Source organism: Mangrovactinospora gilvigrisea (assembly GCF_001879105.1).
Classification (GTDB): Bacteria; Actinomycetota; Actinomycetes; order Streptomycetales; family Streptomycetaceae; genus Mangrovactinospora; species Mangrovactinospora gilvigrisea.
Window position 1 is genome coordinate 12,276 of sequence record NZ_MLCF01000042.1, and the last position, 14,406, is coordinate 26,681.

General features: G+C 73.3%; 14 protein-coding genes and 1 tRNA gene. 6 read left to right on the top strand and 9 right to left on the bottom strand.

Features of this window, described 5'->3' with window-relative positions; translation table 11 throughout:
* Positions 1-39 precede the first annotated feature (39 nt).
* The 3 genes from BIV57_RS08955 to nth all read right to left on the bottom strand — a co-directional run bounded on the left by BIV57_RS08955 (position 40) and on the right by nth (position 2,879).
* The gene (locus BIV57_RS08955; protein WP_071656159.1) at positions 40-1,248 is read right to left on the bottom strand and encodes a MarP family serine protease; all 1,209 of its coding nucleotides are present in this window, start codon (positions 1,246-1,248) and stop codon (positions 40-42) included.
* A gap of 135 nt (positions 1,249-1,383) precedes the next feature.
* Positions 1,384-2,079, bottom strand: a complete 696-nt coding sequence (locus BIV57_RS08960; RefSeq protein ID WP_071656160.1) for an NUDIX hydrolase — start codon at positions 2,077-2,079, stop codon at positions 1,384-1,386.
* Positions 2,076-2,879, bottom strand: a complete 804-nt coding sequence (gene nth / locus BIV57_RS08965) for an endonuclease III (protein WP_419185696.1) — start codon at positions 2,877-2,879, stop codon at positions 2,076-2,078. Before nth ends, BIV57_RS08960 begins: the two co-directional genes overlap by 4 nt.
* Before the next feature lie 461 nt (positions 2,880-3,340).
* Here nth and BIV57_RS08970 point away from each other — a divergent pair, with 461 nt between their 5' ends.
* Entirely contained in the window at positions 3,341-4,015 is a 675-nt protein-coding gene (locus BIV57_RS08970; protein WP_071656162.1) for a Crp/Fnr family transcriptional regulator, read from the top strand.
* Positions 4,016-4,062: 47 nt separating this feature from the next.
* Here the strand turns inward: BIV57_RS08970 and BIV57_RS08975 are convergent, their stop codons facing one another.
* The 4 genes from BIV57_RS08975 to BIV57_RS25050 form a co-directional block, all read right to left on the bottom strand.
* Positions 4,063-4,890, bottom strand: a complete 828-nt coding sequence (locus BIV57_RS08975; protein ID WP_071656163.1) for an MBL fold metallo-hydrolase — start codon at positions 4,888-4,890, stop codon at positions 4,063-4,065.
* The gene (locus BIV57_RS08980) at positions 4,887-5,744 is read right to left on the bottom strand and encodes an NUDIX hydrolase (RefSeq protein ID WP_071656164.1); all 858 of its coding nucleotides are present in this window, start codon (positions 5,742-5,744) and stop codon (positions 4,887-4,889) included. The genes BIV57_RS08975 and BIV57_RS08980 overlap by 4 nt, the downstream gene beginning before the upstream one ends.
* A gap of 80 nt (positions 5,745-5,824) precedes the next feature.
* Positions 5,825-6,292, bottom strand: a complete 468-nt coding sequence (locus BIV57_RS08985; protein WP_071656165.1) for a RidA family protein — start codon at positions 6,290-6,292, stop codon at positions 5,825-5,827.
* A gap of 1 nt (position 6,293) precedes the next feature.
* The gene (locus BIV57_RS25050; protein ID WP_175548706.1) at positions 6,294-6,455 is read right to left on the bottom strand and encodes a Sp36 family protein; all 162 of its coding nucleotides are present in this window, start codon (positions 6,453-6,455) and stop codon (positions 6,294-6,296) included.
* 143 nt (positions 6,456-6,598) lie between these two features.
* On the opposite strand from BIV57_RS25050, the gene bagA reads away from it, so the two are divergent.
* Complete coding sequence (gene bagA / locus BIV57_RS08990; RefSeq protein WP_079170166.1) at positions 6,599-7,630, top strand: ATPase BagA; 1,032 nt, start codon at positions 6,599-6,601, stop codon at positions 7,628-7,630.
* A 55-nt stretch (positions 7,631-7,685) separates the two neighbouring features.
* Positions 7,686-9,215 carry an ATPase BagB gene (gene bagB, locus BIV57_RS08995; protein ID WP_071656166.1) on the top strand — a complete coding sequence of 510 codons (1,530 nt, stop codon included), beginning with the start codon at positions 7,686-7,688 and terminating at the stop codon, positions 9,213-9,215.
* 241 nt (positions 9,216-9,456) lie between these two features.
* Here the strand turns inward: bagB and BIV57_RS09000 are convergent, their stop codons facing one another.
* A complete protein-coding gene (locus tag BIV57_RS09000; RefSeq protein ID WP_071656167.1) occupies positions 9,457-9,885 on the bottom strand; it encodes a WhiB family transcriptional regulator in 429 nt (142 codons plus the stop codon).
* A 441-nt stretch (positions 9,886-10,326) separates the two neighbouring features.
* Here BIV57_RS09000 and BIV57_RS09010 point away from each other — a divergent pair, with 441 nt between their 5' ends.
* Positions 10,327-12,552 carry a transglycosylase domain-containing protein gene (locus BIV57_RS09010; protein ID WP_071656168.1) on the top strand — a complete coding sequence of 742 codons (2,226 nt, stop codon included), beginning with the start codon at positions 10,327-10,329 and terminating at the stop codon, positions 12,550-12,552.
* Positions 12,553-12,726: 174 nt separating this feature from the next.
* Here the strand turns inward: BIV57_RS09010 and BIV57_RS09015 are convergent, their stop codons facing one another.
* Complete coding sequence (locus BIV57_RS09015) at positions 12,727-13,182, bottom strand: GatB/YqeY domain-containing protein (RefSeq protein WP_071656169.1); 456 nt, start codon at positions 13,180-13,182, stop codon at positions 12,727-12,729.
* A gap of 108 nt (positions 13,183-13,290) precedes the next feature.
* Between BIV57_RS09015 and BIV57_RS09020 the strand changes: the two genes are divergently transcribed.
* On the top strand, positions 13,291-14,223 hold the full coding sequence (locus tag BIV57_RS09020; protein WP_071656170.1) for a metallophosphoesterase: 933 nt from the start codon (positions 13,291-13,293) through the stop codon (positions 14,221-14,223).
* A 48-nt stretch (positions 14,224-14,271) separates the two neighbouring features.
* A tRNA-Pro gene (locus BIV57_RS09025) sits at positions 14,272-14,345 on the top strand.
* Positions 14,346-14,406 lie beyond the last annotated feature (61 nt).

Sequence of the window (14,406 nt, forward strand, 5' to 3'; positions counted from 1 at the left end):
CGACCGCGTCGGACCGGACCGGACAGCCGCTGTGATCCTCTACTTGGCACACCCCTGTGTGTCCACAGGCGCCGTCCGCGTCCTCGCGTCCTGAAGGTCGCGGGCCACCTCCCCGTACGTCAGCGCGTACCCCGTCTCCGCGTCGTCCAGCGACTTCGCGAAGATCAGCCCCGCCACCCGGCCGTCCGGCCGCAGCAGCGGGCCGCCGGAGTTGCCCTGACGCACCGTCGCGTACAGCGAGTACACCCGCCGGGTGACGCTGCCGCGGCGGTAGACGTCCGGGCCGCGGGCGTTGATCACCTGACGGATGCGCGCCGGCCGGGCGTCGAAGCCGCCGTTCTCCGGGAAGCCGACGACGATCGCGCCGGACTGCGGGGACTCCTCCGTGCGGTCCAGCGCGAGCGCCGGCGTGCCGTCCGGCAGCCCCGGCACGTCCAGGACGGCCACGTCCCGGCGCCAGTCGTAGAGCACGACCTGCGCGTCGTAGAGCCGCCCCGTGCCGCCGACCTGGACGGTCGGCTCCCGGACGCCGCCCACCACATGGGCGTTGGTGACGATCCGGTGCGGCGCGTAGACGAAGCCGCTGCCCTCCAGCACCTTGCCGCAGCCGGTCGCGGTGCCCTGCACCTTGACGATGCTGCGGCGCGCGGAGCGCAGCGCGGCGCTGTGCGCCAGCTTGGGGTCGGGCGGCGGCACCGCCTCGATCGGCTCGTTCTCGAACGGCTGGAAGACCTGCGGGAAGCCGCTGCGCGCCAGCGAGGCGCCGAGGCCGGAGAACCAGCTGTTGGCGCCGGTCGGCATGGCGTTCTCGACGCCGCCGAGGATCCGCGAGGAGCGGACCTCCTTGGAGACGGTGGGCAGCGAGGTGCCGGCGAGGGCCGCGCCCAGCAGCCAGGCGACGACGAGGACCGCGAGGGCGTAGACGGCGGCGCCGCCGGCCGCGTCGGCCCGCCGGGCGGAAGGGGACGGGCGGCGGGCCGCGAGGGTGCGGCGCAGCCGTCCGGCCAGATGCGTCGTCAGGGCCTGGGCCAGCGCGGCCACCAGGATCACGGCGACGACCGCGACGACCGCGGCCGTGGTGCCGGTGAGCCCGAGGGGGCGCAGCGCCAGGGGGAGCAGGCCGGCGGCGAGGGCGGCGCCGGCGGCGAAGCCGAGGACCGAGGAGGCGGCGACGACGAAGCCGTTGCGGTAGCCGAGCAGCGCGAACCCGATGGCTGCGGCGATCAGGAGGATGTCCAGGACGTTCATGCGGCGTTGCGGTCCGCCGTGGTTGCTGTTGCCGCCCCTCCCCGGCACCCCGCCCGGCCCGCTGCGCGGGCCGTGGGGGTCGGGCGGCGCTCGTGTTGCTGGTGCACGCGGACACACTCTCATGAAGCGCGGGGGCTACGCGGCGCGTTGGGCCTCGTCGAGGGTGAGGGTGCGGGCGGTGTCCCAGGGGCGCTCCCAGCCCGCGTGGTGCAGGATGCGGTCGATCAGGCCGGCGGTGAAGCCCCACACCAGATGGCCGCCGACGAGGAACCCCGGACCGGTGAAGCCGCTGGGGTGGCGGACGCGGATGCGGTTGCCGGGGTCCGTCAGGTCGCCCAGCGGGACGCGGAAGACGGCGGCGGTCTCCGCGGCGTCGACCGGCGCCACCGGGGACGGCACCCGCCACCAGCCGAGCACCGGCGTCACCACGAAGTCGCTCACCGGGACGTAGAGGCGCGGCAGCACCCCGAAGACCTGCACGCCGTCCGGCTCCAGGCCGGTCTCCTCCCAGGCCTCGCGGAGCGCCGCGCGGGGCGGGCCCTCGCCGGCCGGGTCGCCGTCCTGCGGGTCGAGGGAGCCGCCGGGGAAGGCGATCTGCCCGGCGTGCGCGCGCAGGCTGTGGGCGCGCTCGGTGAGCAGCAGGTCGGGGCCGTCGCCGCCCTCGCCGAAGAGGATCAGGACGGCGGACGGGCGGCCGCCCTCGCTCGGGGCGGGGATGCGGGAGAGCTGCTCGGCGCGGACCTGTCCGACCAGCTCCGAGACCGGCCGCAGCCAGTCGGGGAGGGCCTCGGCGCCGGGCCGTGCGCGGCCTGCCGCGCCGGCCGTCGTCACGGCGCGCCCGCCGCGCCCGCCGTGTCCGCCGCGGGCGGTGCGGGCGGGCCGGGGAAGTCCGGCGGGGGCTTCAGCCGCTGGCCGGGCTTGCCGGCGAGCTCGTACTTCAGCAGCGTCTGGGCCTTCTCGGGGTCGGTCTCGCCCTCCCCGTAGGAGGGGCAGATCGCCGCGATCGGGCAGGCCCCGCAGGCCGGCTTGCGGGCGTGGCAGACCCGGCGGCCGTGGAAGACCAGGTAGTGGGAGAGCATCGTCCAGTCGCGCTTGGGGAAGAGCGCGGCGACGTCCTGCTCGACGACCACCGGGTCCTCCGAGGTCGACCAGCCGAAGCGGCGGGCGAGCCGGCCGAAGTGGGTGTCGACGGTGATCCCAGGGACGCCGAAGACGTTGCCGAGCACGACGTTCGCGGTCTTGCGGCCCACGCCGGGGAGGGTGACCAGCTCCTTGAGGGTGCCGGGCACCTCGCCGCCGAAGTCGTCGCGGAGGGACTTGGCGAGGCCGAGGAGCGAGCGGGCCTTGGCGCGGAAGAAGCCGGTGGGGCGGATCAGCTCCTCCAGCGCCTCGGGGTCGGCGGCGGCCAGGTCCTCGGGCGTCGGGTAGGCGGCGAAGAGCGCCGGAGTGGTCTGGTTGACCCTCAGATCCGTGGTCTGGGCGGAGAGGACGGTGGCCACCAGCAGCTGGTACGCGTTCTCGAAATCCAGTTCGGGATGTGCGTAGGGGTAGGCCTCGGCGAGGCCGCGGTAGATGCGGCGGGCCTGCCGGACGAGGCCGGTGCGGGTCTCCGGAACCTTGGCGCGGCGGATCTTCGTCGCCGGGGCCCCCGCCGGCCCCTTCTTCGGCTTCGCCGCGGACTTCTTCGCCTGTTCGCTGCCCGTCTTCGCCACACGATCAGCGTACGGGACCGGGACCGGCCGAGCGGGGCGTTGACCCGGCCGGAGTCGGCCGTGGCGCGGGCGCGCGCAGGGGTGCGGCGGGTTCGGTCGCGGGTGCCGCCCCGGGGTACGCTCCGGCGCGTGGTCCGAGGCGTGTCGCCCGGCATGCCGCGGGGCATCCGGGGTCCGACGGACAGCGGGCGGAAAGTCCGGCAGAATCGGTCACGGAGGCCTGGTCTCCCGGCTCGACACGGGTCCGCGTACGGCCATCCGGCCCATCGGGGACTCGACCCGGCTCACGTTTCAGTGCGAGCATGCGTCAAACTTGTGACTGATCGCACTTTTTCCACCGTCGGTCGTCAAGAGCACCGGCATCGTTAGGAGGACCTCCCGTGGACGACGTTCTGCGGCGCGCCCCGCTCTTCGCTGCTCTCGACGACGAGCAGGCGGCAGAGCTGCGCGCCTCCATGACCGAGGTCGGCATGGCCCGGGGTGAGACCCTCTTCCACGAGGGCGAGCCGGGCGACCGGCTCTACGTCATCGTCGACGGCAAGCTGAAGCTGCACCGGACCTCGGCCGACGGCCGAGAGAACATGATCATGGTGATCGGCCCCGGTGACATGTTCGGCGAGCTCTCGCTCTTCGACCCCGGCCCGCGGACCACGTCCGCGACCGCGCTGACCGACGCGAAGCTGCTGGCCCTCGGCCACAGCGACCTGCAGCCCTGGCTCAAGGGCCGGCCGGAGGTCGCGGCGGCACTGCTGCAGGCGATAGCGCGACGGCTCCGGCGCACCAACGACGTCATGTCGGACCTGGTGTTCTCGGACGTCCCCGGCCGCGTCGCCAAGGCCCTGCTGGACCTCTCCAAGCGGTTCGGCGTGCCGAGCGACGAGGGCATCCACGTGGTGCACGACCTCACCCAGGAGGAGCTGGCCCAGCTGGTCGGCGCGTCCCGGGAGACGGTCAACAAGGCGCTCGCGGACTTCGCTCAGCGCGGGTGGCTCCGGCTGGAGGCCCGCGCGGTCGTCCTGCTGGACGTGGAGCGGCTGGCGCGGCGCTCGCGCTAGGCGCGGCGGGCGGCACGGCCCCGGGCTCAGGGCCCGGGGCTCCGGGCTCAGACGAGGCCGTGCTCCTCGAGGTAGTCCAGCTGGGCCCGGACGCTGAGCTCGGCGGCGGGCCACAGCTCCCTGTCGACGTCGGCGTAGACGTCGGCGACGACCGCCGCGGCGGTGCGGTTGCCCTTCTCCACGGACGTCTCCACCTGGGCGAGGCGCGCCGCGCGGTGCGCCAGGTAGTAGTCGACGGTCTCCAGCGCCCGCGGCAGCACCGGGCCGTGGCCGGGCAGCAGGATGCGGACGTCGCCGTCCGCGGCGAGCGTGCGGAGCCGGCGCAGGGTGTCCAGGTAGTCGCCGAGCCGGCCGTCCGGGTGGGCGATGATCGACGTGCCGCGGCCGAGCACGGAGTCCCCGGAGAGCAGCGCCCGGTCGGCGGGCAGCAGCAGGCACAGCGAGTCGTCGGTGTGGCCGGGGGTGAGGAGCACCCGCACCTCCAGGCCGTCGACCGCGAGGGTGCGGCCGTCGGCGAGGGGGTTCTCCGTCCGGTCGGTGAGGGCGGCCGTGGAGCCGCGGACCGGGGCGCCGCCGGCCAGTTCGGCGAAGCGCGCGGCGCCCTCGGTGTGGTCGTGGTGGCGGTGCGTCAGGAGGATGCCGGCGACGGTGCGGCGGCCGCCGTCCGTGGCGGTCTCCAGGACGCGGTGCAGATGGGCCTCGTCCGCCGGGCCGGGGTCGACGACCAGGACGCGGGCGGCGCCGGGCTCGGCGAGGACCCAGGTGTTGGTGCCGTCGAGCGTCATCGGCCCGGGGTTGGGGGCCAGCACGGCGGTGGCGCGGGGCGTGACGGGGCCGTCAGGCGGGGTGGGGCCGGCGGACGCGTCGTCGCTCATGCGGGGCTCCCTGGGGTGGCGGAGGCGGAGGGGGTGCCGGGCGGCAGGCGGCGGACCTCGGAGCCGGGGGTGGGGCCGTCCCACTCCAGGCGGAGGGCGTCGCCCTGGAGGGTGGCGCGGGGTGTCACGGGGGCCAGGGGGCGGTCGTCGGCGGCGCGCAGCGCGTCGGCGGCGGTGCGGAAACCGGCGAGCTCCCGAAGGGCCGTCAGGGTGGGCGGCAGCATGGCGAGTCGGCCCTGCTCGCTCTCGCGGACGGCGGCTTCCGGGGTTGTCCACAGGCTGTGGTCGGACTCGCCGTCGTCGACGCGGTGCGGGGCATCCTGGGGGAGCCGGGCGACGAAGAAGAGGGTGTCGTAGCGGCGCGGCTCGAACTCGGGGGTGATCCAACGGGCCCAGGGGCGCAGCAGGGCGGGGTCGGGGGTGCGGCCGAGGCGGGTGAGGAGGGCGGCGAGGGTGGTCTCGTGGGCGGCGAGCGCGCGGCGGTCGTCCTCGGTGACGGGCGCGGGGCCGGGCAGGAGCAGGGCGCCCGCCTCCTCGAAGGTCTCGCGGAGCGCCGCGCCGAGCGCGGCGGCGGCGGTCTCGGGGTCGAGGTCGCCGCCGAGGCGGGCGGCGAGCTGCTCGGCCGTGCCGGGGGGCAGCAGCGGCAGCAGGTCGCGGTCGCCGGGGTCGACGCGCCCGCCGGGGAAGGCGTGCATCCCGGGGGCGAACGGCATGGTGGAGCGCCGGCGCAGCAGCAGCGCCTCCGGCGCGGAGGCGCCGTCGCGGAGCAGCACAACGGTGGCGGCGAGCCGCGGGACGGCGGGTTCGAGGCGCCCCTCCGCGTGGGCGCGAAGGCGCTCGGTCAGCGAGGACATGCGGCGATGCTATTCCCCCGCCCCACCGCACCCCCCGTTCCCCGCCTCCCGGGCCGCCGGCCCGGCGATGGCCGGGGGCGTCAGTCGGTGAGTTCGACCTGGATCTCCACCTCGACGGGGGCGTCGAGGGGCAGGACGGCCACGCCGACCGCGGAGCGGGCGTGCTCGCCGGCTTCGCCGAAGATCTCGCCGAGGACTTCGCTGGCGCCGTTGACGACGCCGGGCTGGCCGGTGAACTCCGGGGCGGAGGCGACGAAGCCGACGACCTTGACGACCCGGGCCACCCGGTCGAGGTCGCCCGCGACCGACTTCACCGCGGCCACCGCGTTGAGCGCGCAAATCCGCGCCAGCGCCTTGGCGTCCTCCGGCGTCACCGCGGCGCCGACCTTGCCGGCGGCCGCGAGCTTGCCGTCCACCATGGGCAGCTGCCCCGACGTGTGCACATACGCTCCGGAGCGGACGGCCGGCCGGTAGACCGCCACCGGCGGCACCACCTGCGGCAGTTCGATGCCCAGCTCCGCCAGCCGCTCTTCGATGCGGCCCGCCACGCTACTGGCCCTCGACCGGACGCTTGAAGTACGCGACCAGGTTCTCGCTGTTGGGGCCGGGCACGATCTGCACCAGCTCCCAGCCGTCGGACCCGAAGTTGTCGAGGATCTGCTTGGTGGCATGGATCAGCACGGGCGCGGTGAGGTACTCCCACTTGGTCATGGCGGGAGCCTATCCCGCCGCCGGGACGGACCCGCCCGTCGCACACTCGCGCGGCGGGGTGGTTACGCTCGCGAGTGGGCACCCCTACATCTACGGGCCGCCCACGGCAGGGACGACGAGAAGACGGCGAGGGAGGACACGGCATGGCCCCAGCGGCTCCCCAGGCTGCCGCCCGCGACGCCGCGCCCGCGGACGGCACCGATTGGGAGGGCGTCCGCCTGCATGTCGTCACCGGCAAGGGCGGTACCGGAAAGACCACGGTGGCGGCCGCGCTCGCCCTCGCGCTCGCCGAGGACGGCCGCCGCACCCTGCTGGTGGAGGTGGAGGGACGGCAGGGCCTCGCCCAGTTGTTCGACACCGACCCGCTGCCGCACGAGGAGCGGAAGATCGCGGCCGCGCCCGGCGGCGGCGAGGTGCTGGCGCTCGCCATCGACGTCGAGCAGGCGCTCCTGGAGTACCTGGAGATGTTCTACCGCGTCGGCCGCGCCGGAAAGGCGCTGCGCAAGCTCGGCGCGATCGACTTCGCCACCACCATCGCCCCCGGCCTGCGCGACGTGCTGCTGACCGGGCGGGCCATCGAGGCGGTGAAGCGGAAGACCGGGGACGTCCCGGTCTACGACGCGGTGGTGATGGACGCCCCGCCGACCGGCCGCATCACCCGGTTCCTCAACGTCAACACCGAGCTGGCCGGGCTGGCCCGGTTCGGCCCGATCCACAATCAGGCCCAGTCGGTGATGCGGCAGCTGAAGTCGCCTCAGACGGCCGTGCACCTGGTGACGCTCCTGGAGGAGATGCCCACTCAGGAGACGGTGGACGGCGCCGCCGAGCTGACCGCCGCGGGCCTGCCGGTGGGCGGGGTCTTCGTCAACATGGTGCGGCCCTCGCTGCTGGACGAGGCGGCCCTGGAGGCCGCCGCGGGCGGGCACCGCGCCGACGTCGCCACCGCGCTGGACGGCCTCGTCGGGGGCGGTGACGCCCCGTCCGACGAGCTGGTGGACGCCCTGCTGGACCAGGCCCGCGAGCACGCCCAGCGGGTGGTGCTGGAGCGCGAGCAGCGCTCCGCGGTGCGGGAGATGGGCAGGCCCTGGTACGAGCTGCCGCTGCTCGCGGACGGCGTGGACACCGGAGGGCTCTACGCCCTCGCCACCGAGCTGCGCCGGCAGGGCGTGGCATGACGGGGCGTGAGGGACGTCATGGGGGAGGCATGTTGAGTCAAGGGGAGCATCGACCATGAGACCGGCACCTCGGTTGGACATGGATGCGCTGCTGGACGATCCGCGCACCCGGATCGTGGTGTGCTGCGGCTCGGGCGGCGTCGGCAAGACGACCACCGCCGCGGCACTGGGCGTGCGGGCGGCCGAACGCGGCCGCCGCACGGTGGTGCTGACGATCGATCCGGCCCGGCGGCTGGCCCAGTCGATGGGCCTGACGGAGCTGGACAACACCCCGCGCCGCGTCGAGGGCGTCAAGACCTCGGCGGGCGGCGAGCTGTTCGCCATGATGCTGGACATGAAGCGCACCTTCGACGAGATCGTCGAGGCGCACGCGGATCCGGCGCGGGCCCGCGCCATCCTGGAGAACCCCTTCTACCAGTCGCTCTCCGCCGGTTTCGCCGGCACCCAGGAGTACATGGCGATGGAGAAGCTGGGCCAGCTGCAGGCCACCGGCGAGTGGGACCTGATCGTGGTGGACACCCCGCCGAGCCGCTCCGCGCTGGACTTCCTGGACGCGCCGGACCGGCTGGGCTCCTTCCTGGACGGGCGCTTCATCCGGATCATGACGGCCCCGGCGAAGGTCGGCGGCCGGTCGATGATGCGCTTCCTGGACGTGGGCATGACGGTGGTGACATCGGCGCTCGGCAAGGTGCTGGGCACTCAGATGCTGCAGGACGTCCAGACGTTCATCGCGGCCACCGAGTCGATGTTCGGCGGCTTCCGGGAGCGGGCGGACGCCACCTACCGGCTGCTGCAGGCGCCGGGGACGGCGTTCCTGGTGGTGGCGGCGCCGGAGCGGGACGCACTGCGGGAGGCGGCGTACTTCGTGGACCGGCTCGCCGAGGACGCCATGCCGCTGGCCGGCCTGGTGCTCAACCGGGTGCACGGCACGGAGGCGCCCGGGCTGAGCGCGGAGCGGGCCTCGGCGGCCGCCGAGGCGCTCGAGGAGGCGGTCGGCGCGGGCCCCGAACCGGGGTCGGAAAAATCTTCAAGTGCCGTTGTCGACAAGGCAATTGCCTCGACCGGTGCTGACCGGGAGTTCTCGTCGGAATCGGCGGTACCGGAGGACGACCCGGGCCCCGGGACCCCCCGGAAACCCTCCGGGGAAGGTGTGAACGACGACGGCGCCGGGCAAACCAGTAAGCGGATGCCGCCTGGGTCCGCCACCTCTCCCGAGGACCCCGGCCCGGCATCGGAAGACCGCGAACAGCACCTCCAGCAGTCCCAGTTCTCCCAGCTCCAGAACACCCGGCAGGACTCCGGGCGTCCCGAAGCACGGCCCACTGCTCCACGGCCCGAGGGCGCACCCGGCGGCGACTCCCCCGATGATGGCTCCCCCGGCTATGACGCGGGCCTTCTCGCCGCCGGGTTGCTCCGCCTGCATGCCGAGCGGATGCAGGTGATGGACCGTGAGCGGCGCACGCGCGAGCGCTTCACGGCCATGCATCCCGACGTGGCCGTCGTCGCGGTGCCCGCGCTGCCCGGGGACGTCCACGACCTGGACGGCCTGCGCGCCATCGGCGATCGCCTCGCCGAGGGCGGCTGAGGCGTCCGCACATGTCGGCGTCTCCGTACATGTCGGTGTCGGGGCCGGGGCGTGCTCCGTCAGGGGCGGCGCGCTCGGTGCGCACGGCGCTCGCTTCGGCGCGGCCGTCCTTCGCCCGCGGCCTCGCCGCGGGCCGCCGACGCCCTCGTCAACCCCATGTTCGATTGTGCGGAGCCCTGCGCCCGGCATCGCGGGCGGGCCGCCGCTCTCCCCCGTGAAAGCCGATGTCGCCCGCGGCCGGTCAGCCGGCCTGGGCGTAGTCCTTCACGGGGTTCGCCGCATAGTCCTTCACGTAGTCCTTCGGCACGAAACCGCCGATCGTGGCGCCGGTCGCGCGGGCGTCGCGCTCGTACTCGCTGCGCGCGGTCTCCAGCAGCCGGCGCCAGGAGGTGACCATGGGACGGCGGCGCAGCAGCGCCCTCCGCTCCCGCTCGGTCATGCCGCCCCAGACACCGAACTCCACGCGGTTGTCGAGCGCGTCCGCCAAGCACTCGGTGCGCACCGGGCATCCGGTGCACACCGCCTTGGCGCGGTTCTGCGCCGCACCCTGGACGAACAGCTCGTCAGGGTCGGTCGATCGGCAGGCTGCTTGCGCGGTCCAGTCTGTAACCCAGCTCATGCTGGTGCCGTCCTCTCCCGAATCGAGGCTCCCCCACGGCGGCAGCGGCATATTCACCGCCGCCAGTGCAGGACGTTACGGAAGGAAGGCACCCGGCAACAGTCCCCGGACGCTTCATCTTTCATGACTCGATAGGACTAGTGGAGCCCATCTGATCACCCAGAGGGGTGACTCCGCAGCTCAGCGCGGTCACCGTCAACACCGGGGAGGGGAAGTGGAATTGGGAACTCTCTGTAGCCCTCAACACCCACTTGAGTGACACCGTGGCCAACGCGAGCCGTCCTCAGGTATCAGTGCCAGCGTAGGCGAGCACCGACCCGCTGTCCGGGGAATCGCCAACCGTGACCGCGCCGAGACCCGGACGGACCAGCGCGCGGAGCGTCCGCACGGCGCGCACTCGGAGCACGCGCCCCCACTCCGGCCCGGTGAAGTTATCCACAGGCGGCGCCCTTGCCCCGGGACCGCAGAGGGCAAACCCGTATCCTCTCCCCCATGGCTTCCAAGCGCTCCGCACCGCGGTTCCGCACCGGCAGGGTCGGCCCCGTCGCGCTGACCGCCCGCTTCGTCGGCGTCAGCGCGCTGGCCGGCGTCCTGGCGGCGGGGGTCCTGCTGCCCGCGGTCGGCACGCTGGGCGTCGGTGCCAAGGCGTCCGCCCAGTCGTTCGACAGCCTGCCCGGCGATTTCAAGCGCCCCCCGCTCTCGCAGGCCTCGCACATCTACGACAGCAAGGGCAACCTGCTCGCCACGGTCTACGACCGCGACCGCACGGTGGTGAAGACGCAGGACATCGCGCCCACCATGCGCAAGGCGATCGTCGCGATCGAGGACGCGCGGTTCTACCAGCACGGCGCGGTCGACCCCAAGGGCATCCTGCGCGCGCTCAACCAGAACGCGGAGAACGGCGGCGTCTCGCAGGGCGCCTCCACCCTCACCCAGCAGTACGTGAAGAACGTCTTCGTCGAGGACGCCGGCAACGACCCCAAGGCCGTCGCCGAGGCGCAGCGCCAGACCATCGGCCGCAAGGTCCGCGAGATGAAGTACGCGATCAAGGTGGAGGAGGAGCTGACCAAGACGCAGATCCTCACCAACTACCTCAACATCACGTTCTTCGGCGAGCAGGCCTACGGGGTGGAGGCGGCCGCCCAGCGGTACTTCAGCGTCCACGCCAAGGACCTGTCGCTGGCGCAGTCGGCGATGCTGGCCGGCGTGGTGCAGTCGCCCTCCGGCTACGACCCGCTGACCAACCCCAAGGCCGCGCTCGACCGGCGCAACACCGTGCTGAGGAGGATGGCCCAGCTGCACGCGGTCACCCCGGTGCAGGCCGCGGCGGCGGAGAAGACGCCGCTGGGGCTGAACACCAGCAAGCCCAAGAACGGCTGCATCACCGCGACCAGCGGCAGCGGGTTCTTCTGCGACTACGTGAAGAACACCGTCCTCAACGACGCCACCTTCGGGAAGACCGCGGCGGCCCGCGAGAAGCTGTGGAAGACCGGCGGCCTGGAGATCCACACCACCCTCGATCCGCAGGCGCAGGCCTCCTCGGCGCAGGCCGTCACCTCGCGGATCTACTCCACCGACCCGGTGGCCGGCGCGGTGGTGATGGTCGAGCCGGGCACCGGCCGGGTCACGGCCATGGCGCAGAGCCGGCCGTACGGCTTCGGCAAGGGCCAGACGACGATCAACTACAGCGTCGACAAGGACATGGGCGGCTCGAACTACGGCTTCCAGACCGGTTCGACGTTCAAGCCGTTCACCGCGGCCGCCGCCCTGGAGAAGGGCATCTCGCCCGGTCAGACGTACAAGACCGGCTCGAAGATCGACATGTCCAACCAGCCGTTCTCCACCTGCAACGGCACCACCAGCGCGCCCAACTGGCAGCCCCAGAACGAGCTGACCAGCGAAAAGGGCACGTTCAACATGGCCACGGCGCTGCAGAAGTCGATCAACACCTACTTCGTGAAGCTCTCCCAGCAGACCGGCCTCTGCGAGATCGCCACGCTCGCCGAGAAGATGAACGTCCACATGGGCAACGGCAAGCAGCTGGTGCAGAGCCCGTCGCTGACGCTGGGCGGCAACACCATCGCCCCGCTCACCATGGCGGCGGCGTACGCGACCTTCGCCAACGAGGGCAGCTACTGCACCCCGGTCGCCATCGACTCCATCACCACCGCGACCGGCAAGCAGCTGGCCGTGCCGAAGACGCAGTGCTCGCAGGTGATGCAGAAGACCACCGCGGACACCATCAACACCATGCTGCTGGGCGTGGTCCAGGACGGCACCGGCAAGGCGGCCGGCCTCACCGACCGCGAGAGCGCCGGCAAGACCGGTACGACGGACAACCGGATGGCGGCCTGGTTCCTCGGCTACACGACGAACATGGTCGGCGCCGTCTGGATGGGCGACCCGGCGAACAAGCAGTCGATGTACAACCTGCGGATCGGCCCGCAGTACTACGACAAGGTCGAGGGCGCGGACGGGCCGGGCCCGATCTGGAAGCTCGCGATGAGCGGCGCGCTGTCCGGCAAGCCGGCCGGGTCCTTCCAGAAGGTCAGCCTGCCGACGGCGCCGTCCCAGGACGGCAACGGCGGCAAGAAGGCGGGCGGCGGCGGCGACAACGCCGGCGGCAGCGGCGGGGCGGGCAACGGCAGCAAGCCCGGGAAAGGGCACGGCGGGAACACCGGCGGCCCCTGGGGCGGGCTGATCGGGGGCTGGGGCTAGGCCGGCCCCGCGCGCCGAACCCCTGGCCCTTGTGGTCGCGGCCCTTCCCGGCCCCGGCCCTTCTCGGCCCTTCCCGGTCCGGAACACAAGGACGGACCCGCCGCCCGTGGTCTCCCGGGCGGCGGGTCCGTTCGTTCCTGCCCCTCGTCCCCTCGACGGGGCGCGGGGTTCCCGTCAGCCGGCCAGGGCGGCCTTGACGGCGTCGGCGACGCGGCGGCCGTCGGCGCGGCCGGCGACCTTGGCGTTCGCCAGCTTCATGACCGGGCCCATCGCCTTCGGCCCGGAGGCGCCGGACTCCGCGACGGCCTCGGCGACCAGCGCCGTCAGCTCGTCGTCGGTCAGCTGCTTCGGAAGGTACTCGGCGAGGATGTCGCCCTCGGCCCGCTCCTGCGCCGCCGACTCCGCGCGCCCGCCGGCGTCGAAGGCCTCGGCGGCCTCGCGCCGCTTCTTGACCTCGCGGGTGAGGATCTTCAGAACCTCGTCGTCGGACAGCTCGCGCGCGGTGTCGCCCGCGACCTCCTCGTTGCCGATGGCGGTGAGCGCCATGCGGATCGCACCCTTGCGGACGGTGTCCTTGGCCCGCATGGCCGCGGTGAGGTCCTCCCGGAGCTGCTTCTTCAGCGTCGTCATGCGCCCATCATCCCATCCGCGGCATTGCGCCCCGTCCCCTTTTTCCCGCAGCAGGCCCCGGACGAGACCGCAACGCGGGTCTGACGGGACGTCTGCAACACTGGGCCGATGCGACCCATGTACGCCGTCCCGCTGGGACTCGCCGCCGCCGGCGCCGCATGCGTCGGCTACGCCGCCGGGATCGAGGTCCGCTCCTTCCGGCTGCGCCGGGTCACGGTGCCGGTGCTGCCGCGCGGCGCACGCCCGCTGCGGGTCCTCCAGGTCTCGGACATCCACATGGTCTCGGGGCAGCGCAAGAAGCAGCGCTGGCTGCAGTCGCTGGCGGCGCTGCAGCCGGACTTCGTCGTCAACACCGGCGACAACCTCTCGGACCCGACGGCGGTGCCGGAGACGCTGGACGCGCTCGGCCCGCTGATGGAGTACCCGGGGACGTACGTCTTCGGCTCCAACGACTACTTCGGCCCGGTGCCGCGGAACCCCGGCCGCTATCTGACGGCCCGGATCAAGGGCACCGCGGCGCGGGGCGCGCACGCGCCCAAGAAGCGGTCGGCGGTGCAGAACCCGTGGCCGGAGCTGCGCGACGGCTTCGACGCGGCCGGCTGGGTGGGCATCAACAACGGCCGGGGGCGGCTGAAGCTGGACGGCTTCGAGATCGCGCTGACCGGGCTGGACGATCCGCACATCCACCGCGACCGCTACGAGGAGGTGGCCGGCGGCCCCGAGGCGGACGCCGACTTCTCGCTGGCCGTGGTGCACGCCCCGTACCTGCGCGTGCTGGACGCCTTCGCGGCGGACCGCTACCCGCTGGTCCTCGCCGGGCACACGCACGGCGGGCAGCTGTGCATCCCCTTCTACGGGGCGCTGGTGACCAACTGCGACCTGGACACCGACCGGGTGAAGGGCCTCTCCGCCCACACCGCGGACGGCCACCGCAGCTACCTCCACGTCTCGGCCGGCTGCGGCACCAACCGCTACACCCCGGTCCGCTTCGCCTGCCCGCCGGAGGCGACGCTGCTCACACTGGTGGAGTCCCCGGGATAACGGATTTCGTCCTGGCGCGCCGGTCCGCTAGAGTAATCCTCGTTGCACCGGGGTGTGGCGCAGCTTGGTAGCGCGCTTCGTTCGGGACGAAGAGGCCGTGGGTTCAAATCCCGCCACCCCGACCCAGGTCAAAGGGCACCTACTCTTTTTTGTAGGTGCCCTTTGACGTTCCCGGGAGCCAAA